This window comes from Mesorhizobium sp. M0771, assembly GCF_040320155.1.
Taxonomy (GTDB): Bacteria; Pseudomonadota; Alphaproteobacteria; order Rhizobiales; family Rhizobiaceae; genus Mesorhizobium.
Genome location: NZ_JAMYPC010000018.1, coordinates 126,163 through 150,749, shown reverse-complemented (window position 1 = coordinate 150,749; position 24,587 = coordinate 126,163). Strand labels below are relative to the sequence as shown.

The 24,587-nt window shown below is 62.0% G+C and carries 30 protein-coding genes; 15 read left to right on the top strand and 15 right to left on the bottom strand.

The features are described from left to right. Nucleotides 1–112: 112 nt before the first annotated feature. The 3 genes from msrA to NKI05_RS24640 form a co-directional block, all read right to left on the bottom strand. Nucleotides 113–838 (bottom strand): peptide-methionine (S)-S-oxide reductase MsrA, encoded by a 726-nt coding sequence (gene msrA / locus NKI05_RS24650; RefSeq protein WP_023710365.1) that lies wholly within the window; start codon nt 836–838, stop codon nt 113–115. A 111-nt stretch (nt 839–949) separates the two neighbouring features. After that, nucleotides 950–1,234: a hypothetical protein gene (locus NKI05_RS24645; RefSeq protein ID WP_023816156.1), complete on the bottom strand. Its 285-nt coding sequence runs from the start codon at nt 1,232–1,234 to the stop codon at nt 950–952. 78 nt (nt 1,235–1,312) lie between these two features. After that, nucleotides 1,313–2,014 carry a DUF1223 domain-containing protein gene (locus NKI05_RS24640; protein WP_023816155.1) on the bottom strand — a complete coding sequence of 234 codons (702 nt, stop codon included), beginning with the start codon at nt 2,012–2,014 and terminating at the stop codon, nt 1,313–1,315. 195 nt (nt 2,015–2,209) lie between these two features. Here NKI05_RS24640 and NKI05_RS24635 point away from each other — a divergent pair, with 195 nt between their 5' ends. Continuing rightward, complete coding sequence (locus NKI05_RS24635) at nt 2,210–2,581, top strand: endonuclease domain-containing protein (protein WP_023681256.1); 372 nt, start codon at nt 2,210–2,212, stop codon at nt 2,579–2,581. A 141-nt stretch (nt 2,582–2,722) separates the two neighbouring features. Continuing rightward, nucleotides 2,723–4,528 (top strand): translation elongation factor 4, encoded by a 1,806-nt coding sequence (lepA, locus tag NKI05_RS24630; protein ID WP_023673259.1) that lies wholly within the window; start codon nt 2,723–2,725, stop codon nt 4,526–4,528. A 5-nt stretch (nt 4,529–4,533) separates the two neighbouring features. On the opposite strand, the gene NKI05_RS24625 is transcribed toward lepA, so the two are convergent. Then, nucleotides 4,534–5,514 (bottom strand): O-methyltransferase, encoded by a 981-nt coding sequence (locus NKI05_RS24625; protein WP_023816154.1) that lies wholly within the window; start codon nt 5,512–5,514, stop codon nt 4,534–4,536. Nucleotide 5,515: 1 nt separating this feature from the next. Then, the gene (locus NKI05_RS24620) at nt 5,516–6,832 is read right to left on the bottom strand and encodes an ATP-binding protein (RefSeq protein WP_352793341.1); all 1,317 of its coding nucleotides are present in this window, start codon (nt 6,830–6,832) and stop codon (nt 5,516–5,518) included. Between the two features lie 54 nt (nt 6,833–6,886). Between NKI05_RS24620 and NKI05_RS24615 the strand changes: the two genes are divergently transcribed. The 5 genes from NKI05_RS24615 (at nt 6,887) to NKI05_RS24595 (ending at nt 10,104) form a co-directional block, all read left to right on the top strand. Next, nucleotides 6,887–7,984 (top strand): DNA cytosine methyltransferase, encoded by a 1,098-nt coding sequence (locus tag NKI05_RS24615; RefSeq protein ID WP_081727410.1) that lies wholly within the window; start codon nt 6,887–6,889, stop codon nt 7,982–7,984. A gap of 2 nt (nt 7,985–7,986) precedes the next feature. Then, the gene (locus tag NKI05_RS24610; RefSeq protein WP_023816151.1) at nt 7,987–8,496 is read left to right on the top strand and encodes a very short patch repair endonuclease; all 510 of its coding nucleotides are present in this window, start codon (nt 7,987–7,989) and stop codon (nt 8,494–8,496) included. Nucleotides 8,497–8,600: 104 nt separating this feature from the next. Next, nucleotides 8,601–8,948 carry a hypothetical protein gene (locus tag NKI05_RS24605; protein ID WP_023816150.1) on the top strand — a complete coding sequence of 116 codons (348 nt, stop codon included), beginning with the start codon at nt 8,601–8,603 and terminating at the stop codon, nt 8,946–8,948. Nucleotides 8,949–9,264: 316 nt separating this feature from the next. Beyond that, nucleotides 9,265–9,636: a hypothetical protein gene (locus NKI05_RS24600; protein ID WP_023744861.1), complete on the top strand. Its 372-nt coding sequence runs from the start codon at nt 9,265–9,267 to the stop codon at nt 9,634–9,636. Nucleotides 9,637–9,732: 96 nt separating this feature from the next. Further along, on the top strand, nt 9,733–10,104 hold the full coding sequence (locus NKI05_RS24595) for an endonuclease domain-containing protein (RefSeq protein ID WP_023816149.1): 372 nt from the start codon (nt 9,733–9,735) through the stop codon (nt 10,102–10,104). A 118-nt stretch (nt 10,105–10,222) separates the two neighbouring features. On the opposite strand, the gene NKI05_RS24590 is transcribed toward NKI05_RS24595, so the two are convergent. Next, the gene (locus NKI05_RS24590) at nt 10,223–10,543 is read right to left on the bottom strand and encodes a hypothetical protein (RefSeq protein ID WP_023681249.1); all 321 of its coding nucleotides are present in this window, start codon (nt 10,541–10,543) and stop codon (nt 10,223–10,225) included. A 163-nt stretch (nt 10,544–10,706) separates the two neighbouring features. Between NKI05_RS24590 and mbfA the strand changes: the two genes are divergently transcribed. Continuing rightward, complete coding sequence (gene mbfA, locus NKI05_RS24585) at nt 10,707–11,690, top strand: iron exporter MbfA (protein WP_023728761.1); 984 nt, start codon at nt 10,707–10,709, stop codon at nt 11,688–11,690. Between the two features lie 160 nt (nt 11,691–11,850). Here mbfA and NKI05_RS24580 read toward each other — a convergent pair whose 3' ends face one another. From NKI05_RS24580 to NKI05_RS24570, 3 genes are all read right to left on the bottom strand, one after another. Next, on the bottom strand, nt 11,851–12,195 hold the full coding sequence (locus tag NKI05_RS24580; protein ID WP_023816148.1) for an antibiotic biosynthesis monooxygenase family protein: 345 nt from the start codon (nt 12,193–12,195) through the stop codon (nt 11,851–11,853). Further along, entirely contained in the window at nt 12,192–12,548 is a 357-nt protein-coding gene (locus NKI05_RS24575) for an NIPSNAP family protein (protein WP_023673248.1), read from the bottom strand. The genes NKI05_RS24580 and NKI05_RS24575 overlap by 4 nt, the downstream gene beginning before the upstream one ends. A gap of 85 nt (nt 12,549–12,633) precedes the next feature. Beyond that, nucleotides 12,634–12,837, bottom strand: coding sequence for a DUF1127 domain-containing protein (locus tag NKI05_RS24570; protein WP_023687540.1), 204 nt, complete (start codon nt 12,835–12,837; stop codon nt 12,634–12,636). Between the two features lie 69 nt (nt 12,838–12,906). Here NKI05_RS24570 and NKI05_RS24565 point away from each other — a divergent pair, with 69 nt between their 5' ends. After that, nucleotides 12,907–13,581, top strand: a complete 675-nt coding sequence (locus NKI05_RS24565) for an ArsR/SmtB family transcription factor (protein ID WP_023687541.1) — start codon at nt 12,907–12,909, stop codon at nt 13,579–13,581. A gap of 219 nt (nt 13,582–13,800) precedes the next feature. Here NKI05_RS24565 and ligD read toward each other — a convergent pair whose 3' ends face one another. Then, nucleotides 13,801–16,311 (bottom strand): DNA ligase D, encoded by a 2,511-nt coding sequence (gene ligD, locus NKI05_RS24560; protein ID WP_023687542.1) that lies wholly within the window; start codon nt 16,309–16,311, stop codon nt 13,801–13,803. A gap of 11 nt (nt 16,312–16,322) precedes the next feature. Further along, a complete protein-coding gene (ku, locus tag NKI05_RS24555; RefSeq protein WP_023748231.1) occupies nt 16,323–17,189 on the bottom strand; it encodes a non-homologous end joining protein Ku in 867 nt (288 codons plus the stop codon). A gap of 345 nt (nt 17,190–17,534) precedes the next feature. Here ku and NKI05_RS24550 point away from each other — a divergent pair, with 345 nt between their 5' ends. From NKI05_RS24550 to NKI05_RS24540, 3 genes are all read left to right on the top strand, one after another. Continuing rightward, entirely contained in the window at nt 17,535–17,684 is a 150-nt protein-coding gene (locus NKI05_RS24550; RefSeq protein WP_196813601.1) for a hypothetical protein, read from the top strand. A 179-nt stretch (nt 17,685–17,863) separates the two neighbouring features. Then, on the top strand, nt 17,864–18,289 hold the full coding sequence (locus NKI05_RS24545) for a thiol-disulfide oxidoreductase DCC family protein (protein WP_031203643.1): 426 nt from the start codon (nt 17,864–17,866) through the stop codon (nt 18,287–18,289). 62 nt (nt 18,290–18,351) lie between these two features. After that, nucleotides 18,352–18,606, top strand: coding sequence for a hypothetical protein (locus tag NKI05_RS24540; protein WP_023744857.1), 255 nt, complete (start codon nt 18,352–18,354; stop codon nt 18,604–18,606). On the opposite strand, the gene NKI05_RS24535 is transcribed toward NKI05_RS24540, so the two are convergent. Then, a complete protein-coding gene (locus tag NKI05_RS24535; protein ID WP_023687546.1) occupies nt 18,569–19,030 on the bottom strand; it encodes a RidA family protein in 462 nt (153 codons plus the stop codon). The genes NKI05_RS24540 and NKI05_RS24535 overlap by 38 nt on opposite strands. Before the next feature lie 235 nt (nt 19,031–19,265). Between NKI05_RS24535 and NKI05_RS24530 the strand changes: the two genes are divergently transcribed. Further along, nucleotides 19,266–19,634 (top strand): YciI family protein, encoded by a 369-nt coding sequence (locus NKI05_RS24530; protein WP_023744856.1) that lies wholly within the window; start codon nt 19,266–19,268, stop codon nt 19,632–19,634. A gap of 7 nt (nt 19,635–19,641) precedes the next feature. Then, a complete protein-coding gene (locus NKI05_RS24525) occupies nt 19,642–20,886 on the top strand; it encodes an RNA polymerase sigma factor (RefSeq protein ID WP_286439500.1) in 1,245 nt (414 codons plus the stop codon). 9 nt (nt 20,887–20,895) lie between these two features. Here the strand turns inward: NKI05_RS24525 and NKI05_RS24520 are convergent, their stop codons facing one another. The 3 genes from NKI05_RS24520 to NKI05_RS24510 all read right to left on the bottom strand — a co-directional run bounded on the left by NKI05_RS24520 (nt 20,896) and on the right by NKI05_RS24510 (nt 23,493). Beyond that, nucleotides 20,896–21,522, bottom strand: coding sequence for a glutathione S-transferase family protein (locus tag NKI05_RS24520; RefSeq protein ID WP_023706962.1), 627 nt, complete (start codon nt 21,520–21,522; stop codon nt 20,896–20,898). Between the two features lie 199 nt (nt 21,523–21,721). After that, nucleotides 21,722–22,696: a cysteine synthase A gene (gene cysK / locus NKI05_RS24515; RefSeq protein ID WP_023672045.1), complete on the bottom strand. Its 975-nt coding sequence runs from the start codon at nt 22,694–22,696 to the stop codon at nt 21,722–21,724. Between the two features lie 179 nt (nt 22,697–22,875). After that, the gene (locus tag NKI05_RS24510) at nt 22,876–23,493 is read right to left on the bottom strand and encodes a LysE family translocator (protein ID WP_352793332.1); all 618 of its coding nucleotides are present in this window, start codon (nt 23,491–23,493) and stop codon (nt 22,876–22,878) included. 177 nt (nt 23,494–23,670) lie between these two features. Between NKI05_RS24510 and NKI05_RS24505 the strand changes: the two genes are divergently transcribed. Continuing rightward, nucleotides 23,671–24,576 carry a hypothetical protein gene (locus NKI05_RS24505; RefSeq protein ID WP_352793330.1) on the top strand — a complete coding sequence of 302 codons (906 nt, stop codon included), beginning with the start codon at nt 23,671–23,673 and terminating at the stop codon, nt 24,574–24,576. The last annotated feature ends 11 nt before the right edge of the window (nt 24,577–24,587 follow it).

Sequence of the window (24,587 nt, the reverse complement as noted above, 5' to 3'; positions counted from 1 at the left end):
CAAAATCTCCATGCCTTGCGATATCGCTGGCGCGAACCACCACGAAAGCGCAAATTTCAGTCCATGCCAAAGCTATCTTAGCGCCTATGCCCTCGGGGGGGAGATTAGGTGCTCAGCTCTTCCCCGCCAGCACCAGCACCGGCTTCTCGCTATACAACCCCGGGAACAGCGCCTTCAAATTCGCCACCTTGGGCAGATCGTTGTAGACGATGTAGGGGTAGGTCGGGTTCAGCGTCAGAAAGTCCTGGTGATATTCCTCGGCCGGATAGAAGGTTTTGCCCGTCTCCAGCGTGGTAACGATGGGCTTGGCAAACACCTTGGCCTGGTCGAGCTGGGCGATGTAGCTCTGGGCGATCTTCTGCTGCGCATCGTTCTCGGCAAAGATGGTCGAGCGGTACTGGGTGCCCGAGTCGGGGCCCTGGAAGTTCAACTGCGTCGGGTTGTGGGCGACCGAGAAATAGACCTGCAGCAGCTGGCCATAGGTCACCTTGGACGGATCGTAGGTGATCTCGACCGATTCGGCGTGGCCGGTGCGGCCGCTGCCCACCGTTTCGTAAACGGCGTCATCCTTGGCGCCGCCGGTGTAGCCGGAGACGGCCTTGGTCACGCCCTTGACGTGCTGGAACACGCCCTGCACGCCCCAGAAGCAGCCGCCGGCGAAGATAGCCTTCTCGCTGCCGCTGGCGGCCTTCTCGTCCACTGCCGGCGGCGGGATCACCACCGCGTCCTCGGCCGAGCGCGCCGGGCTCTGCCAGAAGGCGGCCGCCGCGGCGGCGACGATGAGCGCGGCAAGCGCGCTCTTGAAGATCGGCGTTCTCGTCCTTGCAATGCCGGTCATGTCTGATCTCCTTGATGGTGGCGAAGACTATACGACAGAACGTCCCGCCAGGTTTCTCAAATTGCCGTGCGCCGGCCCGGCCATTGTGCGGCCGGGCCATGGGATCAAGCCTTATTGCGCGGGCGCCATGGCGTCCGCCGGCTTCATCGCATCCGTTGCGGGCTTCATGGCATCGGCCGGTTTCATGGCGTCGGTGGCGGGTTTCATTGCATTCGTCGCCATCGGATCGGCGGGCTTCATGGCATCGGTCGCCGGCGCCATGGCATCGGTCGCGGGCTTCATCGCCTCGGTGGCCATCGCCGGCTTCATGGCGTTGGTCGCTTCGTCGGCACGGGCGCCGGCGGCGAAGCCGGTCATCGAAAGCGTAAGGGCGAGCGCGGTCAGGGTCTTGCTCATGATGGTATTCCTCCTTGAAGAGGGCGCGCGGATGCGAGCCCGGTTATGCCGCGCTAGCGGCGTTGCGTAGAAAAAGAATCAGTCGGCGGCTGCAGCCAGGATCGGCCCACCACCCGGCGACTGCACCAGCACCGCGGTGCTCAGCCCGCCGCTTGCCGCCGGCAGCGGCAGTGTGGTGGCGTCGCCGCTCCAGCTGCCGAGTTTCTCCAGCGAGTGCACGACATTGGCATGCGGCAGCGTGCGCCCGGTATTCTCGCCGCGCGCCACCGGCACTTCGACGACGCCCTTGTTGTAGCGAACCAGCCAGACATCGGCGCGGCCGGCCGGCGCGGAACCGGCGCCGATGCTGATCTTGCCGCCGTCGAGCGACAGCATCGGCCCCTTCGTGTGACCGCTCGCGGAAATCAGCTGCTCGATCTCGCCGGGCGCCGCGCCCACCGCATCGGCACCGCCATTGACCACGACCTGCGGCGTGAACGGGCCGGAGCGGCCGAGCGACGGCTCATAGCGCACCTGGCGCTGGGTGAACTCCTCGCGGCCGAAAATGTCCTTCCAGCCGAGATAGTCCCAGTAGGTGACGTTGAACGACAGCGCCAGAACGCCCGGCTCGTCCTTGACCTTGATCAGGTTGGCATTGGCCGGCGGGCAAGACGAACAGCCCTGGCTGGTGAACAATTCGACCACGGTGAGCGGCTGGGCGAAGGCGGTGCCGCCAAGCATCATCAGCGCCGCACCTGCGGCAGCCAGCATGCCGGCGCGTTTTGGGTTAAGTCCAGTCATCGGGGGTCTCCGTTGCGGCGGGTTCATGCCACACTTCGCCGCTGCCCGAGGCTTCGTTACATGGTTCACCGCTTCGTGATTGGGGGCGGAAGGCGTCGTTGCCTTCTCCCCTTGTGGGAGAAGGTGGATCGGCGCGAAGCGCCGAGACGGATGAGGGGTGTTCCAGCGGAGTGAGACGTTGGTTAATCTAACGTCATGCCACATCAGCCCGTCGCTCCTGCCAAACGAAACTTTGCCCGTTCGCTCCGACGTGAAATGACGGAGGCGGAAGACAAACTGTGGCACGAACTACGTGACCGCAGGCTCGATCGGATCAAATTTCGGCGCCAAGTTCCTGTTGGAAAATACGTCGCCGATTTCGCTTGTCTTGAATCACTCCTCATCATCGAGATCGATGGGAGTCAGCATGCGGACTCAGAGTCAGACCAGGCCCGTAGAACGGAACTGGAGGCGAGAGGCTTTCGTGTGTTGCGCTTTTGGAACGACGATGTCCTGAAAGACATGGACAGCGTCTGCACCACGATAATCGCTTATGTAAGGGATGTCAGTTTGCAGCCATGGCGGTGAAAGAACGCCGGCGTCAAGCTGGAACACCCCTCATCCGTCTCGGCGCTGCGCGCCGATCCACCTTCTCCCACAAGGGGAGAAGGCAAGGGCACCGCCACCCCGCTTGCCCCTGCAACCCGCCCCTGCTAAAGCCGCCCCATCATGAGCACGCCTCTCGACCACATCCGCAATTTCTCCATCGTCGCCCATATCGACCATGGCAAATCCACGCTTGCCGACCGGCTGATCCAGTCCACCGGCGGGCTGGAGCTGCGCGACATGAAGGAGCAGGTGCTGGACTCGATGGACATCGAGCGCGAGCGCGGCATCACCATCAAGGCGCAGACGGTGCGGCTGAAATACCGCGCCAACAATGGCGAGGACTATATCCTCAACCTGATCGACACGCCCGGCCATGTCGACTTCGCCTATGAAGTGTCGCGCTCGCTCGCCGCCTGCGAGGGTTCGCTGCTGGTCGTCGACGCCTCGCAGGGCGTCGAGGCGCAGACGCTGGCCAATGTCTACCAGGCCATCGACAACAACCACGAGATCGTCGTGGTGCTGAACAAGGTAGACCTGCCGGCCGCCGAGCCCGAGCGCATCCGCGAGCAGGTCGAGGAAGTCATCGGCATCGACGCCTCCAACGCCGTGCTGATCTCGGCCAAGACCGGCCTCGGCATTCCCGATGTGCTGGAGGCCATCGTCCACCAATTGCCGCCGCCGCGCGAAGGCGATGCGTCAGCACCCTTGAAAGCCATGCTGGTCGACAGCTGGTACGACGCCTATCTCGGCGTCATCGTTCTGGTGCGCATCATCGACGGCGTTTTGAAAAAGGGCGCGACCATCCGCATGATGGGCACCGGCGCAAAACATCTGGTCGAGCGCACCGGCGTGTTCACGCCCGCCCGTATCAATGTCGACGAGCTCGGCCCCGGCGAGTTCGGTTTCTTCACCGGCTCGATCAAGGAAGTGGCCGACACCCGCGTCGGCGACACCATCACCGAGGACAAGCGCCAGACCGCGCACGCTTTGCCCGGCTTCAAGCCGGCGCAGCCGGTGGTGTTCTGCGGCCTGTTCCCGGTCGACGCCGCCGATTTCGAGGATCTGCGCGCCGCCGTCGGCAAATTGCGCCTCAACGACGCCTCCTTCTCCTATGAAATGGAAACCAGTGCCGCGCTCGGCTTCGGCTATCGCTGCGGCTTCCTCGGCTTGCTGCATTTGGAAATCATCCAGGAGCGGCTGGAGCGCGAGTTCAACCTCGACCTCATCGCCACCGCGCCGAGCGTCGTCTACCGGCTGCTGCTCAATGACGGCTCGGTTAAGGAGTTGCACAACCCCGCCGACATGCCCGACGTGGTGAAAATCTCGGCCATCGAGGAGCCGTGGATCCGCGCCACGATCCTGACGCCGGACGACTATCTCGGCGGCATTCTAAAGCTCTGCCAGGACAGGCGCGGCATCCAGGCCGACCTGTCCTATGTGGGCAAGCGCGCCATGCTGATCTACGACCTGCCGCTCAACGAAGTCGTGTTCGACTTCTATGATCGGCTGAAGTCGATCTCCAAGGGCTACGCCTCCTTCGACTACCACCTGACCGACTACAAGGAAGGCGATTTGGTGAAGATGTCGATCCTGGTCAATGAAGAGCCGGTCGACGCGCTGTCCATGCTGGTCCACCGCACGGCGGCGGAAAAGCGCGGCCGCCAGATGTGCGAGAAGCTGAAGGAGCTGATCCCGAACCACCTCTTCAAGATCCCGATCCAGGCCGCGATCGGCGGCAAGGTCATCGCCCGCGAAACCATCTCGGCGCTGCGCAAGGACGTCACCGCCAAATGCTACGGCGGCGACGTAAGCCGCAAGCGCAAGCTGCTGGACAAGCAGAAAGAGGGCAAGAAGCGGATGCGACAGTTCGGCAAGGTGGACATCCCGCAGGAGGCGTTTATCCAGGCCTTGAAGATGGGGGATTGATGACGCTAGCCTTCGAGAGAAGCGAAGCTCGGAAGATATCTGTATAGATTCGCGTACGCTTCAGCATCTCGCCCGGGGACAATGTTCCCGCCAAGGGCAGGGGCAACAGCTCCCGGTAAACGGGTCTCAAGCATTCGCATTTCCCGCGGCGTCAATATTGGAACGACTAAACGAGTAGCGTCGTCATCAGATCCATAGAAACTGAGTTCGTTGAAGCCGCAGGAAGACAGTAGATTCTTTTGGCCACTATCAACAAAAATTCCGCAGATAGTCGTCATCTTAGCCCCATCAGCGTATTCAAACGAAGCGAATTGCTCGAACTCGATCTTTTGATCATTCGGCCGCCCGACATTTCTGGCTGCTAGAGCAGCGTTGATGGTAGATTTGACCATCCGCCGCACCAGCTTCGCGTTGGCCCACCCTCGCAAGTCCGAGTCCAATGCTTCTGCAGGCACCGGCCCAGCGCCGAAATTGTCGCGGAGTTCCTGCACGGACGTCACTTCTTGAACAGTCTCTTCTCCGTCCTCGTCAATTGCAGTAAATACCGGCGGCCCTTCCACCTGTATAGATATAATAAAAACGGAGCCCGGGCTGGTTTTGCTAGCAATGACGCGCGTGTCTTCAAGCATCGATTTCACCAATCGATCATCGTAGTCCAGCCAAGTTATCGCTCGGACCGTCCAGTCCAAGGCAGGAAGCGCAACGGCGGTGTCTTCAAAAACCAGTCGGATACAGGCAAGTGGTTTGTTGAACTCGAAGCGTGGTCGATGAGCGACTTCTCGTTCAATAGAGATCATGTCGACCATCCCAAGGGTCTTATGAAAGTGAGAAAAATCAGAAAACCAAAGCGAACCCATGCCGATATATCTGTAGCTTTTAACGGCGCCGAAGGGATGGACCTTGCTGACGGCCTCTGAAATCATACGCCTTTCGGCGTATTTGCCAGGTCTGAGGGAATAATCGATGGAGCGGTAGCTCGCGGCCATGTCAGACAACTTTGTCACGGTAGACCGCGTCAAAGGTCTGCTCGCCCACGGCTTTTGCCGTATTCAAGCCAAGCGCCGCCATTAAGGAAACAAGTTGAGTCTCTGGTCGAGAATAGGCAATACGCTTCATCACTGGACCAGAAAACCGTTCTTTGTCGGGGGCCTTGAAAGGTGCTTTCTGAGTGACGCGATCAGCCTGGGTTGGCGTTGCAGACGCCAAAGCTTTTGCTAGCGGACCCGCAGCGCCCTGATCGGACGCCTCGCTATCAAGGTCGTTTAGAAAATCGATGACAGTGCGTGTGCTGGTAATCATCTTCTCCAGCGCCCGCTGCCACAGCGGAGAGTCCGCGTCGACTCCCGTTTTTGTCGTGTTCCAAGGTAATAGTTCGGCTGAGGTGCAGTCGAAATAAATTATTCCACGGAAGCGTGCAAACTGGTTATGAAATTTCGGAACATGACGATTGTCTGGCGTAGCGCGACCCCAACCGGTTTCCTCTGTTCTGTCGGCTGCGAGAATAACTCTGCCATTGCAAACGACATACCAACCGGAGGTCTGTGGTGATGAAGGACCCACGCCGGCGACAATCTTCACCTTGACGGTAACGTCCCCAAAATTTTCCTCGTATTCCTCGAGCGAGGGCGTCACGGTTCCGGTCAAGAAGTTCAAGTCGACCGCAGTAAGAGCTACGCCGCCAAGGCGAATTTCAAGCCCTTTTGATATAAACTGCCTTTGGTGAACGCGTATCAGCTCCGAGAGCTGGTTCTGAAACCACTGAGTAGAGAATCTAGACGACACCTCGGGCCGCAGTCGGCTAACCTCTATCCGTGTCCCACGGGCCGAATCGGGTACATTTGCTTTGGTGTCCGCAGTCAGGAAATCGAACGTCCAGTCTGGCCCATTTTCCCATATGTCTACATTAACGTTCACCGACCAGCTTTCGTTGTGTGTCTTTGACAGAATGGAAAACTCTCGGCCGAACTTAAAAAGGGCACGTTTCATCCCGACGCCAAATTGGCCAATTGAAAATGGAGTTACACGTGCTTCCTTCGGCCGTCCGAAGCGGAATGCGTAATCGCGAGCGGTGGCGATGTCGAAGCCTCCGCAATTGTCCTCAATCACAAACGATTGTTCGTTGAGTACTATCTTGACCCAAAGGCCAGAAAAATCGAGGCTAGCCGGATCCCGGAGGCGCTTTGCGCCATCGATACAATTGTCAACCAAGTCAAGAACCGCTCGCTCCAGCGGTATATCTCGTATTAACATGTCGACGAAAAACTGCTTCGTCGGCATGGCGTCGATCGGCGCCGGTTCGGTCATTGTTTGCCCCCAAGGGGTTTAGTCTAACCCTACTAAAGAGTACTGATCAAGCTCATGAATTCCATGCACATCTCTAAACCAAGAATCGTCGACCTGTTTTGTGGGTGCTCGGGTTTGGGACTGGGCGCACGAGAGGCCGGGTTTGCCGTGCCGTTGTCGGTCGACATCGATCCGGTCCTGACTAGTTCACACAGCCTAAATTTTGCCGGTGGAAAACTTCTTCTTAGCAACCTTCAATCGATGAGCGGCGGCGAACTGATCGAGGCAGCAGGCGGGCAGCCTATCGATGGGATCGTTGGAGGGCCTCCCTGCCAAGGTTTTAGCTCAATCGGCCGGCTAGACCCAGAAGATCCTCGGCGTGAGCTTCTTTCCGCATTCTTCCGGATAGTGATGGAGGCGCGGCCGCGCTTCTTCGTTATGGAAAACGTCCGAGGTCTGTTGTTTCCCAAGAACCGGCCCCTGTTGGACGCCTGCCTCGAAAGAGTATCCTCTCACTATGACGTAGTTGGGCCTCTGATAATTGACGCTGCTAACCATGGGGCCGCGACTCGCAGGATACGAATATTCGTAATTGGTTACGACAAAGGTTCGGTAGATCCGATCAATGCGGATGTGATCATCAATTCGCACTTGCCACCCTCAACAGTAAAGGATGCAATTTCCGACTTAGCCTATGCAACTAGTGCTGGGCTCGTCGACGGCTTCGACCAGTGGGCATACGGCGAGAGTGACGGGATTTCGGAATACGCGGCACAGATGCGTGGCGAGGGAGATCGCACCACCAGCCATCGCAAGATTGGTCACGACCCAAAGATATCTGCGCGGTTTGCCAACGTTGCGCAGGGCGCGACCGACCCTGTCGGACGTTATCCTCGCCTGGCGTGGTTAGGGCAGGCCCCAACTATACGAGCCGGAACGGGCCCAGATAAGGGCTCATATCAAGCTGTCAGACCTTTGCATCCAGCCGAACCCAGAGTTATAACAGTCAGGGAGGCCGCAAGGCTTCAAGGCTTCCCCGATTGGTTCAAATTCCACCCTACTGCCTGGCACAGTTTCAGAATGATCGGAAACAGCGTTTCTCCATTTGTATCAAGGGCGCTGCTCAGCCTGATGTATTCAAGAGTTCACGCAATGCCAATCGCGGCGGAATAGCGTTGGACAGGCTGAGCCCTAGTCGTAGATCTTGGTTGATGTCGAGGGTTCGCGGGAAAGACACCATTCCGGAAATGATTGTTAGACGCGTCTTGCACCGGTTGGGATACAGGTACCGCCTACATCATCCAAAGATGCCCGGAAGGCCAGATCTGGTCCTGGCGTCCCGAAGAAAAATAATCTTCATTCACGGCTGTTTTTGGCACAGGCATGTAGGCTGCAGAAAAGCGACACTGCCGAAAACAAATCAGGATTTTTGGCAGGAAAAATTTGTGAGAAATGTAGCTCGCGATGAAAAAATGCGGGCAGCTTTGGAAGCTCAAGGCTGGGACGTTCTTGTCGTATGGCAATGTGAGACGAAAGACCTTGAGGTTCTGCAACAATCGCTGACAGCCTTCCTAGAGCGACCGGTTGAGGGGAAGAAAAGACTTCGCAGACAGGGCACAGCCATTCCCGAGAACTCTTCCGGCCATCGAGCCCTTCTTGATCGCAGCATCCTGGCAAAGCACTGAAGGCGGCAATCCGCTGCCTTCAGTGCTTCTGAAGGTGTTGCACTGACTTTTCCTTTTCCCCCGAACCATGCGACCCTCCGATCTCCGATTCGGATACCCCCGCCATGCTCCGCCTCACCCTTGCCGCCCTTCTCCTCGCCACCCCAACCCACGCCGCCGATATGGCGTTCTTCGTCAAGAACCTGCGCAAGCAGGCGGTGGCGGTGGAGCTGTTCAGCCGCGACCGCAAGATGTCGTGGCCGGGCGGCGACCAGGTGTTTCTGATCGAGCCGAACTCGCAGAAATCGGTGCCGATCTCGTGCAATCAAGGCGAGAACATCTGCTACGGCGCCTGGGTGAATGGCAACGATGCGGTCTCTGCCGGTGTCGGGCCGGATAATGACCAGCCGTGTGACACGTGCTGTTTCATCTGCGTGGAGAAGACGACGGAGACGATCGATCTGGTGGAGTGAGGGGCGGGGCGCCGAAGCTGCTGATCTCCCCCCTCGTGGGGGAGATGTCCGGCAGGACAGAGGGGGGCGCGAAGGATCGCCAGCGTATGGATCAGCAAGCCTAAAATTGAATGACGTGGCTGCAGGAATGAGAGGTCGGCGGGACAGCGCCCCCCTCTGCCTTGCCAGGCATCTCCCCCACGAGGGGGGAGATCAGCAGTTCCGCCAACCTCTCCCAATCCCCCCAAAATCAGTCACGCCCCGCCCTTCAATCTCCGCCGCCATCATGCGATGCTGATTCCCTCGGCCGGGGGGCCGATTTGCCTCGGGGGTTTCAATGTCTTTCACCATCACGCGCCGCGTCGTCGTCGCGCTCTCGCTTGCCGCGCTGTTTGCGCCGGCCGCGCACGCCGCCGACATCACCTTTGCCGTCAAGAACAGCCATCCCAACGCCATGCGCCTCGAGCTCTACAGCCAGGACCGCGACTATGTCTGGCCGGGCAATGACAAGGATTTCTATCTCGACGATGGCGAGACCAAGCAGATCCCGGTGTCCTGCGACGAAGGCGAGTCCATCTGCTACGGCGCCTGGGTCGACGGCGACGAGGGAACCTATTGGGGCGTCGGCCCCAACAACAAGGAAAGATGCGAGGATTGCTGCTACACCTGCAATGGCGGCGAGACGGAGGAAATTGAACTGACGCCGTAGGAAGTACAGCCAATCTCCCCCCAAGTGGGGGAGATGTCCGGCAGGACAGAGGGGGGCGCCATAGAGCGCAAGCCTCGGCAACCACCGAGCATCGTAATGCCGCACACGCCTCTACCGCCTCGACATCGCGCAAACGCCAGATCGATGCGCAAAGTCCTGACGCCAGCCGAACTCAAGCTCTGGAACGAACTTCGTGCCCACCGGCTGATGGGGCTTGGCTTCCGGCGACAATTTCCGATTGCCGCCTACATCGTCGATTTCGCTTGCCCGGGGAAGAAGCTGGTCATCGAAGTCGATGGCTCCCAGCATACGAACGCCGGCGCGGCTGCCGGGGATGAAACGCGGACATCGCACCTCGGACAAGATGGCTGGACCGTCCTGCGGTTCTGGAATGACGACGTCATCCGCGACGTCGACAATGTCTGCCAGCATATTGTGATTGCGGCTGGGCTTGGAGGCGCATCCTGAACGGTGCCGGCGCTGGGCTTTAGGCAGGGAAAGGTCGGCGGGACAGTGCCCCCCCTCTGGTCTGCCGGCCATCTCCCCCACGAGGGGGGAGATCGGGTTTCGCCTTGGCTTTCGCCAATTATCCCAGCAACGCCCTCTGCCGCTTCGGCCCGCCCGCCTTGCGCCAGGAATTGAACCGGTGCGTCGCGGCGGCAAACGAGATCTTCATCTGCTGGGCGACCGAATAGCGCGACTTGCCTTCGTCGAACAGGCGGTAGCAGCATTCGACGCCCTCCTCGGTCAGCTTGCCGTCGGGCGCCTTGTTGTGCGGATTGGCGGGGTCGAATTTTTCGACCTGCTGTTCGACCAGGCCTTTCAGCCGTTGCAAATCGGCCTCGATGCTGGCGATCAGATCGAGGACGGGTTTCGGATCGAAGTGGTCGTGCGGCTTTGCCGTCATCTTGCTCATGCCTTTCGCTTGCGTGTCGCGACAATATAGGTGAACATTTGCCGATAATGAAGGGCGCGTTGCAATCCGGCGCTTCAACATTTCTTGACCGGTGATTGACCGCGGAGATTGCAGCGCCTAGTTTAGAATTGTTCTAAACTGGGGTGAATTTCTCATGCTTTCCCGTGTCTTCGGTTTCGGCCGCCGTCCTTTCGAAACGCTGTCGGAACAGGAGATCCTGGCCCTGGCAATTTCATCCGAAGAGGATGACGGGCGCATCTACCGCGCCTATGCCGACGGGCTGGCGGACAGTTTTCCGCAATCGGCGAAAGTGTTCGAGGCGATGGCGGCGGAGGAAGACGGCCATCGCGATTCGCTGATCGAGCTCTACCGCAAGCGTTTCGGCGAGCGCATTCCGTTGCTGCGCCGCGAGCACGTGAAAGGCTATTACGAGCGCAAGCCCGATTGGCTGGTGCGGCCGCTCGGCATCGAGCATGTGCGGCGCCAAGCCGAAGAGATGGAGCGGCAGGCCTATCGCTTCTATGTCGAGGCGGCCAAGCGCACCGGCGATGCCTCGACCCGGAAACTGCTCGGCGACCTGGCCGCGGCCGAGCAAAGCCATGAGAATTCGGCGCATCGGCTGGAGCAGAAACTTGTGCCGGGCGAGGTGAAGGACGAGGAAGCCAGCGCCGAGCAACGCCAGTTCATCCTGACCTATGTGCAGCCCGGGCTTGCCGGGCTGATGGACGGCTCGGTGTCGACGCTGGCGCCGATCTTTGCCGCAGCGTTTGCCACGCACGACACCTGGCAGACGCTGCTGGTCGGCCTCGCCGCCTCGATCGGCGCCGGCATCTCGATGGGCTTTACCGAAGTCGCTTCGGACGACGGCAAATTGTCAGGGCGTGGCTCGCCGATCAAGCGCGGCCTCACCGTCGGCATCATGACGACGCTGGGTGGGCTGGGCCACGCGCTGCCTTACATCATCCCGCATTTCTGGACGGCGACGGCGGTGGCGGCCGTGGTGGTGTTCTTCGAACTGTGGGCAATCGCCTTCGTCCAGAACCGCTACATGCAGACCCCGTTCCTGCGCGCGGCGTTTCAGGTGGTGCTGGGCGGGGCGCTGGTGTTTGCGGCCGGGGTGCTGATCGGGAATGCATGAGCGCCAAGCGCCCCCTCACCCAGCCTCCGCTTCGCTCGGCTGACCTCTCCCCGAGGGGAGAGGAGATTTTCGACGCCTGCGCCAGTCTCTTCTCCCCAGCGGGGAGAAGGTGGCCGCGAAGCGGCCGGATGAGGGGGCCTGGCGCGACGCCGATAGCTAGTCACCCATTCACCGCCCGGCTGTCGGCCGGCGCTTCATCCCTCTCCGTCAGCCCATAGTCCCGCAGCACATGCGCAATGCGCAGCCGGTAGCCGGCAAAGATTCCGCCACGGCCGGCCTTTTGCGCCTGCCGGTGCTCTTCCGTGTTGCGCCAGGCTTTCACCGCTTCCTCATCGCGCCAGAAGGACAGTGACAGGACCCGGTTGGGATCGCCCAGGCTCTGGAAGCGCTCGATCGAGATGAAACCGTCTATGCCGTCGAGCAGCGGCCGCAGTTCGGCAGCGATGCCGAGATAGGCATCGCGCTTTCCCTCAGCCGGTTGCACCTCGAAGATGACAGCGATCATATCTCCTCCTTGACCGCGGTCTGGAACAGCTGCCGCGGTCCATGCGGCCCCGACACCAGCTTCAGGAAGATGCGGTCCTCTTTCAAGATGAACTTTTCGCGGCGGGCGAATTCGTAATTGGCCTTGCCCGCCGGATCCGCGGCGAGACGGGCGCGATATGCTTCGTAGGCGGCGAGGCTGTCGATGTTGTAGGCGGCGTAGGCGGTGGTGGCCGAGCCCTCATGCGGGGCGTAGTAGCCGATCAGATCGGCGCCGCAGCGCGGGATCGCCTGGCCCCAGGCCTTGGCATATTGCTCGAAGGCCGGCTTGCCGAACGGGTCGATCTCATAGCGGATGAAGCAAGTGATGGTCATCGTGATCTCCTTGGGTTTCGCGTGGATAGTTCGAGCGGCGTCGAAACGTTGTGCCGCAGGGTCTGCTAAGCAAAAGCGCTGGCTGTCAGGCCTGCCAGAAGGATTTTGCGCATTCGCGGCGCACATCCTCACGGGTCAGGCCGAGATCGCGCAGCAGATGGTCGTCGATCTCCGCGAGGCCGAGCCGCTGCAGGTGGCGGTCGTACCAGCGGGCGAGCAGCCGCCGTTGCAGCCAGGTGACGAATGGAAAAGGCCGGCGGCTGGCGAGTGGGGCGGAAGCGGTTGGCATCGGCGTTCTCCTTGATCCCGCCCGACAATAATGCTTATCTGACGAGAATGCTTCGATGGAGACCTAACTATGCGTGAAGGACCCGACATTGCCCGCATCGCCAGCCTGGTCGGCGATCCGGCGCGGGCAAACATGCTGAATGCGCTGATGGGCGGCACGGCTTTGACGGCCAGCGAACTGGCGCTGGAGGCCGGCGTGTCGCTGCCCACCGCGTCCTCGCATCTGTCGAAACTGATGGAGGGCGGGCTTTTAACTTTGGCCAGCCAGGGACGGCATCGCTATTACGGCCTCGCAGGGCCGCAGGTGGCCGGCATGATCGAGGCGATCACCGGGGTGGCCGAAGCGGTCGGCCCCAAGCGGGTGCGGCCCGGCCCGCGCGACGGCGCCATGCGCGTCGCCCGTGTCTGCTACGACCACCTCGCCGGCGAACATGCGGTGGCGATGCTCGACCGCCTCGTCGCGCGCGGCATCCTGTTGCGCGACGACAATGAGATGAGGCTGGGGCCAGCAGCAGCCTCGCATTTTTCGGCCATCGGCATCGACGTCGGCGCCAAGCCGCGCCGGCCGGTCTGCCGCGCCTGCCTCGACTGGAGCGTGCGCCGCTCGCACCTTGCGGGAACGCTGGGCGCGGCTATTCTGGACAAGATCCTGGCGGAGAAATGGGCAAGGCGGGAGAAGGACAGCCGCGCGGTGGTGTTTTCACCGCCGGGGAAGCAGGCGTTCGAGCGGGTGTTTTTGGCGTAGAGGTTCGGCAGCGCTAATTGGGCGACGCTGGCGGGAACAGCACCCCCCCTCTGGCCTGCCGGCCATCTCCCCCTCAAGGGGGGAGATTACGCGCTCAACAGCTTTCGCCAATCTCGAACATCGTAAAGGTGAGCTGCGCCTCGAAGCTGCCAATCTCCCCCCTTGAGGACAGAGGGGGGTGTGACGGAACGCTTGCGTAGCAGGTGAGGCGCGCGACGCTCACCCCCGCTTCAGCACCTTCGCCTGCTCGAAGAAATCCGCCCACGGATCGGCCTTCTCCAATTCCTTCAGCGTCGTCTTGTCGCCGATCGGGAAGGAATTCGGCGCTAGCCCCTTCTCAACCTCCGCCCACGTCACCGGTACCGAGACCGTCGCGCCCTTCTTGGCGCGGGAAGAGTAGGGCGCGACGGTGGTCGAGCCCCTGCCATTGCGCAGATAGTCGACGAAGATTTTTCCGGTGCGCGCCTTTTTCGACAGCGTCGCCGTGTAGCGGTCGGGCGCGGCCTGCTCCAGCGCCTTGGCGAAATCATGCGAGAAGGTTTTGACCGCCTCCCAATCCGCCGACGGCTTCAGCGGCACCAGCACGTGATAGCCCTTGCCGCCTGACGGCTTGACGAAATTCGGCAGCGACAGATCGTCGAGCTTGCCTCTGATGTCGAGCGCGGCCTCGCGCACCGCCTTGACGTCGACGCCTTCGTCGGGATCGAGATCGAAGATGATCTGATCCGGCTTTTCCAGCTCATCGATCTTGCAGCCCCAGATGTGGACCTCGACCACGCCGTACTGGACCAGAGCGGCAAGGCCGTCGAAATCGCGGATGAACAGGATTTCCTCGCCATCGGTCGGGTCCTTCATGCGGGCAATCTTGTCGCTCATGCCGGCCGAAGCATGTTTCTGGAAGAAGCGCGGACCGCCGATGCCATCCGGCGCCCTGACCAGGCTGAGCGGCCGGTTGACGATGAACTGCTCCATGCGCGGCCAGACCAGCGCGTAGTGTTCGAGCAAGTCCTGCTTGGATATTTTTTCCTCGGGCCACAGCAGCTTGTCAGGATGGGATAGTTTTACGCTGGTCGTGATCGTCGCGGGCGCCTTAGCCCCGGCGGCCTTGCCGGCGCCGCCTGCCGCCGGCTTTGCCTTGTTTGCCGCCTTCGATGGCTTTTCCTGCACGACTTCCTCCGCCGGCTTGTCCTCGCGCAGTCCCTGGAACGACGCGTGGCGTATTATACGGTCCGAGGTCCAGCTGCGGAACTCCACTTCGCCGACAAGTTCGGGCCTGACCCAGACCAAACCCTTGCCCTTTGGCACCGCGGCGGCAAACGGCGAGGCGTCTGCCTTCAGCGCATCGAGTTTTTTCTTCAAATCGGTGGCGCTCCTGGCTGTGAAGCCCGTGCCGACGCGGCCGGCATAGTGGAGCTTGCCGCCCTCGTGGTAGCCGACCAGCAGCGAACGCAGGCCGCGGCCGGTCTTGTCCGAGGGCAGATACCCGCCGATGACGAATTCCTGGCGGGCCGTGCATTTCGACTTCACCCAGCTTGGGCCACGGCCGCTGCGGTAGGGCGCATCGGCGCGCTTGGAGACGATGCCTTCAAGGCCCATGCGGCAGGCGTGCTGCAGCATGATCTTGCCGGGCTCGGCGAAATGGTCGCTGAAGCGGACGGGGGCATTTTCGGCCGTCTCGCCGAGCAGCTCCTGCAGCGCCTGCTTGCGCTCGACCAGCGGCTCGCGGCGCAAATCGTTGCCGTCAAGCCGCATAAGGTCGAACACATAGTAGGTGAAGCGGTCGGTTCGATTGGCGGAGAGATCCTGCTGAAGCAGCGAGAAAGACGAAACGCCGCTGTCGGCGAGCACGACGATCTCGCCGTCGATGATGGCGTCGCTGCATTTCAGCTGGGCCAGTTCCGCGACGATCTCAGGGCCGAATTTCTCCGTCCAGTCGAGGCCGGTGCGGGTCAGCAGCCGCACCTCCGTGCCGGCGATCTGCGCCTGCATGCGGTAGCCGTCGAATTTGACCTCATGCAGCCAGTCCTCGCCGGGCGGCGCCTCGCGCTCCAGCGTCGCCAGTTGCGGCTCGACGAAGTCGAGGCGCTTGCCGGCTTTCGCCTTGCTGGATGCCGCAGGCTTGTTGGAGTGCCAGACCTTCGGCTTCTTGCCGTCGGCGGTCTTGCCTTCCGCGACCTCTTCGATGGTCAGGCCGGACTTCACCGATTTCGGTGCGTCCTTCAGGATATCCTCGCCGGGGCGGGCGGCGGCATCGTCGGATTTGATCAGCAGCCAGTTGTCGCGCTTTTCGCCAGGGCGGGGTCTTAACCTGACCAGATGCCACCGCCCATTCAGCTTCTGGCCGTTGAGTTCGAAGTCGATATGGCCCTTCTTCATCGCCTTGGCGGGGTCGATCTCTGGCGTCCATGTGCCTTCGTCCCAGACGATGACGGTGCCGCCGCCATACTCGCCCTTGGGAATGGTGCCCTCGAAGCCGGCATAGTCGATCGGGTGGTCCTCGACATGCACGGCCAGCCGCTTTTCGTGCGGGTCGAGGCTCGGGCCTCGCGTCACCGCCCAGCTCCACAACACGCCCTCATGCTCGAGGCGGAAATCATAGTGCAGCCTGGTCGCGTCGTGCTTCTGGACGACGAAGATGCCGCCGGGCTGCTTGCCGCGCGCGACCTTGCCCCCCGGCTCGGCCGTCTTCTTGAAATCGCGCTTGGACTGATATTGTTCGAGGCTGGCCACGGCGCCGACCCTCAAGCCGACTTGCGCTTGGGCGCAGAAGCTTTCGCCTTGCCGCTTTTTGCCGCCGGCTTGGCCTTCTTCGCCGAGACTTCCGCCTGGCCGCCATCGGACAGGCTCTTCTTCAGCGCGTCGAACAGATTGACGACATTGGACGGCTTGGGCGCGGCCTGCGCTTTCGGAGCCTTCTTTCCGGCCTTCTTGGCGCGGATCAGTTCGAGCAGCGCGTCCTCAAACTTGTCCTCGAATGTCGACGGATCGAACTTCCCCTTCTTCTTGTCGATGATGCGTTCGGCCATATCGGTCATCTCCTGGTCGGTCTTCACCGCCTTGATGTCGCCGAAGATGCTCTCCGGCTCCCGCACCGTGTTGCCGTAGCGCAAGGTGGTCAGCACCATGCCTTTGCCGCGCGGCTCGATGACCACGGGCCGCTCGCGGCTATAGAGCACGACGCGCGCCAGCCCGGCCATCTTCTTGTCCGCCATGGCATCGCGGATGACGGCAAAGGCCTCCTCCGACACCTTGTCGGCGGGCGTGACATAATAGGGCGTGTCGAGATAGATCTGCTCTATCGAGGCTTTGTCGACGAAGCCGTCCAGCGCCATCGTGTGCGAGGACTCGATCTGCACCGCTTCGATCTCTTCGTCCTCGATATGGACGAACTCACCGGGGCTCACCTCATAGCCCCTGATCTCGTCGCCATCGCCCAGCGGCTTGCCGGTTTCAGAATCGACATAGATGCGCTTGACCGTGTTGCCGGTCTTGCGGTTGAGCACCCGGAACGAAACTTTTTCGGCGTGGGTGACGACGTTGGTCAGTTCGACAGCGCAGGTGACCAGCGACAGTTTCAGATAGCCCTTCCAGGCGGGGCGAGGTGCCATGGCGAACTCCTGCGCGATGCGGTTAAAGCGAGAACGGGCAAGGCCCGTTCCGGTTCCGGGCGCGCAACCAGGGGCATTTCGGCAGCGAGCATGGAAATTTCGAGAGGCTCGCCAAATCTGAAACAGAACCGCGCTCAAGCGACATCCAGACGAAACATATGTGATGCAAAAGTCACAATGCCGGAAATGGCGACGAACCACACCGAAAGACCCCCAAACAGCCGCATTCCGGCCACGAAGCATGGGGTTTTCGACCAAAGATTAACATCGTGTTCACCGACTATTCACGCCTCGACGCTATGATCCCCGCAATCGGACGGGACATCCGAAAATCGGGACAGGGACTTGAGTAAAATGAAATTCTGGGGCCACATCGCCGGCTATGCCGCCGCCATCCGCGAGTTCATCGCGCCGACCTATCGGCCGGAGCGCTACTACATGCGCGGCCCGGGTCCGGCCTGCGCCCGTCGCGGCAGCTCGCTCGGCGCGCATTGATCATGACATTCGAAACGCGTCACGACAGCCGGATCTGCAGACCGGAGGCCGATCCCCGCGCAACCACCTATCGCGCCGAGCGCCCCGCGCTGGCCGCGAGAAGCCGTGCGACAACGCCGCGGCTTTGATCCCGCTGCCGGCGGGCTTAGTGTCTGAAGACACAAGCTGCCGGACGTCCCGTGACTTCTTCTCCTGAACCCTTCGATGCCAGCCAGCCATTGATCGTTTTCGACGGCGTCTGCGTGCTGTGCTCGGGCTTCGTACGCACGGTGGTCGGGCTCGACCGCAAAAACCGCTTCCGCTTCGCCACGGCGCAGTCGCCCTTCGGCGAGGAGCTGTTCCAGAGATACGGGCTGCGCACCGACAGCTACGAGACCAATCTGGTCCTTGTCGGCGGCGCTCCCTTCATGCGGCTGGACAGTTTCATCGCGGTGATGGCCGAACTGGGCTGGCCGTGGCGGGCGGCGAAAGCGCTGCTGCTCATCCCGCGCCCCTTGCGTGACTGGCTCTACGAACGCATCGCCAAAAACCGCTACGCCATGTTCGGCCGCAAGGATAGTTGCGAGATCCTGTCCGCCGCGATACGTGCGCGCATGATCGGCTAATCGCATGTCACCCAAAAGTGACCTCGGTCTGGGAAAACGACATACGCAAAAAGAGCGGCGAGATGAGGCTTCTGGTCGTTGGCGGCTATGGCATTTTCGGCGGCCGCATCGTGCAATTGCTGGAGAGCGAGCCACGCCTGATCCTGCTCGTCGCCGGGCGCTCACTGGCCAAAGCCGAGGCCTGGTGCAAAACCCGCACCGGCGCGGCGCCGCCGCTCGTGCCGACGCGCTTCGATCGCAACGGCGACGTCGCGCAAGGCCGGCCTGTTCGTTCGCGCCTCAGTCCGGCAGCGCCGCGACGGCGACGATCTCGATGACGATGTCTGCCTGGGCAAGCGCTGCGACGCCGATTACCTCCGAAGGCGGCGGATTGTTGTCGCTGCAATGCTTCGGACAATGCTCGGCGAAAAACGCGTCCAGCACGTCGAGACGAAAATTAGGCGAGCTGAGGACGCCGCCGTCGGGAAATGGCCCTTTGACGAAAAAGGTCAGCCTGATGAGATGGTCGAGCCCGCTGCCAAGTTCTTCCAGATCCGATTTGATGTTGCCGAGAACTTCCCGCCACTGCGCCGCGGCATCGCCGGCGAAGCCGCCACCCTTCTTGCCGGCCGGATCGTAGTCAGCCGATGTCGCGGTGTTGCCGCAGAGATAGACGGTGCCTTTCGCACCGCTGACGACCGTGCCTTTGCCCCATGGCATCAACCGGCCGTTCTTGAATTTCTTGTGGGTCACGAGTTCCATTCTCTTCTCCCACGCCTCGTGTGACGTGCCCGCCAACGACAGAGGATAGTGCTGTGCGGAGCCACGGCCAGTCCGCTGCCGGTCATCCGCCAGCAGACGAAGAAACATCTGGTCCTTGCGAAATCTCCTGGCGGAGGCGAAAGTTTTTTCTGAAGCCTGTCGAAATCGGCCGCCGCCGCGCGACATACGTCTGGCCCCGCTAGGACGCGGCCTGCGAAACCACGGGAGAAGACCCATGCGATACATGCTTTTGATCAACAGCGACGAAGCCGCGCAGGCGAACACGCCAATCGAGAAGGCTCAGCAGATGAGCGCAGCATATGCCGCCTATACCGAAGCGTTGAAGAAATCCGGCGCATGGCTCGCCGGCGAACGGTTGCGCCCGACCCAGGCGACCACCTCGGTGCGGATCACAGACGGCAAGACCAACGTGATCGACGGCCCCTATGCCGACACCAAGGAGCAGCTTGCCGGCTTCTACATGATCGAGGCGGCCGATATCGATACCGCCATCGAGTGGGCGGCGCGCTGTCCGGCGGCGAGCGCCGGCACGGTCGAGTTGCGGCCGATCTGGGAAATGGCCGACTACATGCCCAAGAAATGAAACCGTGATGGACAATCGCCCGGAGATCGCGCGGGCGGCGGCCGAAGCGGCCGCCCGGCAGAGTTACGGCAAGCTGGTCGCCTGGCTAGCGGCGCGCACCCGCGACGTGGCCGGCGCCGAGGACGCGCTGGCCGAGGCCTTCGCCGCGGCGCTGGAGCGCTGGCCACAGACCGGCGTGCCCGACAAGCCGGAAGCATGGCTGCTGGCCGTGGCGCGCCGGCGGCGCGTCGACGCGGTGCGCCGTCGGCTGACCAGCGAGGCGAGCCGCGACCATCTCAAGCTGATGGCCGAGGAGATGGAGGCGAGCATGGAAGACGAAGACCTTCCCGACGAACGTCTCAGGCTGATGTTTGCATGTGCGCATCCGGCGATCGAAGCCAGCGTGCGGGCGCCGCTGATCCTGCAGACCATTCTGGGTTTCGACGCGGCGACGATCGCCTCGGCCTTCCTGGTTTCGCCGGCGACGATGGGCCAGCGTCTGGTGCGCGCCAAGAGCCGCATCCGCGAGATCGGCATTCCGTTCCGCGTGCCGGATCGCGCCGAACTCGGCGAGCGGCTGGGAACGGTGCTGGAAGCGATCTACGCGGCTTTCGCCGAAGGCTGGACCGACCCGGCAGGGACCGAGACGAGAGCGCGCAATCTGGCGACCGAAGGCATCTGGCTCGGGCGGCTGGTGGCATCGCTGATGCCGGACGAACCGGAAGCGCTCGGCCTGCTGGCGCTGATGCTGTTTGCCGAGGCGCGCCGCCCGGCGCGGCGCGATGCGGCTGGAGATTATGTGCCGCTCGCCGGCCAGGATTGCCGTCTTTGGGATCACGCGCTGATCGACGAAGCCGAGGCGCTGCTGGGCCACGCCGCCACCATGGGCGTCATCGGCCGCTACCAGCTCGAAGCGGCGGTACAATCGGTGCATGCGACGCGGCGACGGACCGGCCAAACCGATTGGGCGGCGATCCGTAACTTCTACGATGCGCTGTCGGCGATATCAGGCTCGCCGGTGATTTCGATCAACCGCGCCGTGGCGATTGCCGAGGCCGAAGGGGCGGCGGCAGGACTGGCGGCGCTCTACGTGCTGGGCGACGACAAGCGGCTCAACGACTATCAGCCCTATTGGGCCGCTCGCGCCGGCCTGCTGGCCAGGCTCGGCAATGCGGCGCAAGCGGTCGAAGCCTATGACCGGGCGATCGGCCTTGAACGCGACCCCGCCGTGCGCCGCTTCCTGCAGGCGAAACGGGCGATCCTGCGAAATTGAAGCGTCCGTTCAGGCCGGCCACATTTCATGCGTGGTGTTGAGCCGTTTCATCAGCGGATGCGCGCGCAGCGCCGACCATAAGCGTTCGATGTTCGGCCAGTCGGCTCGCGCCTTGTCCATATCGGGGTGCCAGGCCACCAGCATGACGAGGTAGATGTCGGCCAGCGACATCGCGTCGCCGACCAGCCAGCCGCGCCCCTCGAGGGCTGCATCGACAATGGCGAAGCCGCGGTCCATCTCGGCAATGGCTGCCTGCTTGACGGCTTTCTTGCCGTCGGCATCGGTGGTGTAGCGATGGGCATAGTAGAGGCGCAGGATGGCGGGGTAGAGCACCGATGACATGAACGCCATCCAGCGCAGGAAACCGGCGCGATCCGGCGATCCGGCGGCCGGCGCCAGACCCGCCTCCGGATGGCGCTCGGCAAGCAGGATGCAGATCGCCGCCGATTCGGTTATCGATTGACCGTTGGGCAAGGTCAGCACCGGAACCTGGTTCAACGGGCTGATGTCGAGGAAAGCCGGGTCCGGCGGATCCTTCTTCGGCACATCGATCTGGTCGAATTGCGCGTTTGCCAGCGCCAATGCGGCCTCGACGACAAAACCGCCGCTGCCTGGGCGCGTGTAAAGCTTGTACATGTGATTCTCCCCCTGCCCGCGCGAAGCAGGCCGGGGCGATTTGACCCTGAAGCCGCCTCCCGCTCAAGCCGGTGGCGGACGCCACGGCCGGGTTTTCTGCGGTCCAGCCATGAGACTTCCGATGTCGGAGGGACAGCACCCCCGATGCCCGGCAGGGCAGAGGGGGGTGCGAAGGATCGCCGCCTATCCAGTTAAGACGTTAAGCCCCCAGCCCGTCGAACAGGATCGTCGACAGATAGCGCTCGGCGAAGGACGGGATGATCACCACCAGGTTCTTGCCCTTGTTCTCCGGCCGCGACCCGACGGCGATGGCGGCCTGCAGGGCAGCGCCCGACGAGATGCCGACCGGCACGCCTTCAAGGCGGGCGACGAGGCGGGCGTTGGCGACCGAATCCTCGTTGGAGACCTTGACGATCTCGTCATAGATCGAGGTGTCGAGGATCTTGGGCGCAAAGCCGGCGCCGATGCCCTGGATCTTGTGCGGGCCGGGCTGGCCGCCCGACAGCACCGGCGAGGCCTCCGGCTCGACGGCGACGACATGCACCGAGGGCTTGCGCTGCTTCAGCACCTGGCCGACGCCGGTGATCGTGCCGCCGGTACCGATGCCGGCGACGAAGATGTCGACCCCGCCATCGGTGTCGTTCCAGATCTCCTCGGCGGTGGTGCGGCGGTGGATCTCCGGATTAGCCGGGTTTTCGAACTGCTGCGGGATGACGGCGTCAGGCAGGGTGGCGGCCAATTCGTCGGCCTTGGCGATGGCGCCCTTCATGCCTTTCGGCCCTTCCGTCAGCACCAGTTCGGCGCCGAGCAGCGCCAGCATCTTGCGGCGCTCCACCGACATGGTTTCGGGCATGGTCAGGATCAGCTTGTAGCCCTTGGCGGCGGCGGCGAAGGCGAGCGCGATGCCGGTATTCCCCGAGGTCGGCTCGATCAGCGTCGTCTTGCCGGGTTTGATCCGGCCCGACGCTTCCAGCGCCTCGATCATGGAAACGCCGATGCGGTCCTTGACCGAGGCGATCGGATTGAAGAATTCGAGCTTGGCAAGAAGGTTGGCAACGACGCCCTTCTCCTTGGCGAACTTGTCGAGCCGCACCAGCGGCGTGTCGCCGATCGTCTCGGTGATCGAGTTGTAGACACGGCCGCGGCCGGGCACGCGCGCGGAAGGCTTGTTCATCGGTTTCGCTCCCAAATCAGATCAGGCAATTGGCGTCGGCGGACAGAATAGGGCTTTCGCCCGCGCAAGATAGGCTGCCGGCCGAAAATATCGAGTGGGCCGCTTGCTGAAAACGCTTGCCTTCCGAAGCCGCATCTTCCGGATGGACCGATCGGCGGAATGGATGGGCCTGAACCGCTCTACTGACGTGCGGCAATGGCTGCGGCCGCGCCCACCATGAAGCCGGCGGCGGTGCGGTTCAGCGCCTTCAGCGCTCGTGGCGATTTCAGGAACCAGCGCGCCTTGGCGGCCAGCGCCAGATAGGGCACCAGCACTACGAAGAGCACGATAACGGTGAGCGCGACCAGGATGCCATAGTCGGCGAGCGTGATGGTCTTCAGGTCGACGATGGTCGGCGTGATGGCGAGGTAGAAGATCATCGTCTTCGGGTTGCCCAGCGTGACGGTGAGGCCGGCAAGGAAGCTCGATACCAGGCCGCCCTTGCCTTTCCTGGCCTCGACAGTCTCGGGCTTGATCCCGGCCGTCCAGAAACGCCAGCCGAGGAAGGCGAGATAGGCGACGCCCAGCCATTTGATGACGAGAAACACCATGCCGAAGCTTTGCGCGACAAAGGCAAGGCCGAGCACCACCGCGGTGAGATAAATGAGGTCGCCGAGCATCAGGCCGAACGACATCGCCAGCGACGAGCGGAAGCCGGATCCGAGCGCCCGCGCCACAAGCGCGGTGACGCCGGGGCCGGGAATGGCGGCGGCGATGCCCAGCGCAGCACTATAGGCAAGGAAGCCGGTGAGGGTCATGACGGTCGCACCTCCTGAGCCGCTCTGATGCCATGAAAGCCTGCAACGGCAAAACGGATTCAATTGCGCCAAGCAGGACATGAAAGCCGGTCATCCTCGCCTGAAAGCGAGAGATGGTTCACTTACGCCCCGAAGGCGGTCGGCTATCTCGCATGGCTCCGAACGGCAGGAGCACCCATGTTAGCCAAAAGACTTCACATCCAGCTCATGAAGTGGATGCCCAACAACTATTCCGAAGCACGCGGTCATGTCCACGAGCTGGAATGGTATCTGTGGTTCGAGGGGCGTCAGGCTTTCAGCCTGTTCGACAAGGGCGATAGCGATGTCGTTCCGCAGACTGGATATTTTACCGACAGCCGGAACCCTGGCGCCTACCCCGTTCGTCCGATGATCTATCCGCTGGTCGTCAACAACCGCTTCAAGGTGCGGCTGGTGGCGATGGAGCGTGACGGACCGCAAAAGATAGACCCCGACGACACCGCCAAAGGCGAATTCTACATCGACCTCGACACCAAATATCCGCCGGTCTCCGACTGGCGCATCATCGCTGCCGATCCGCGCAACACCGACCTCAACTTGGAAGCGTCGTTCCAGCTGCAATGGCTGGACTATGTAGATACCGCCGAGATTGCCGAGGATGGCCCGCCACGCATCATCGACAAGTCCAACTATCCCTATCCCTGGGGCGCCAATGTGATGGTGTTCGAGCACTGGCTCGGGCTTGGCCGCAAGGCGCCGCTCAAACTCATCGACCCGAACCGCGCTTCGCGCCGCGAATACTGGATGATCAATGGCAATGCGGCCCGGCGCATGGTGCAGGACCTCTATCGCTTCAACGTCAACCAGCTTGGCGTCGCCAACGACACCATCAGCAGTGTTTACGTGCCGAAGCTCAATGCCGGCCACGTCACGGTGACGCTTTACGAACACGATTTCAACGACGGCCGCTTCGCGCAAGGGGCGAAGAAGTCCTTCGGCTCGGTCGGCCTCTTCAATCTCAGGGATACCGGTTTCGACGACCGTGTCTCATCGGCCGAGGTGATCCATACCTATCCCAAGGTGATCCATCGGGACGTGCATTAGGGCCGGATTGC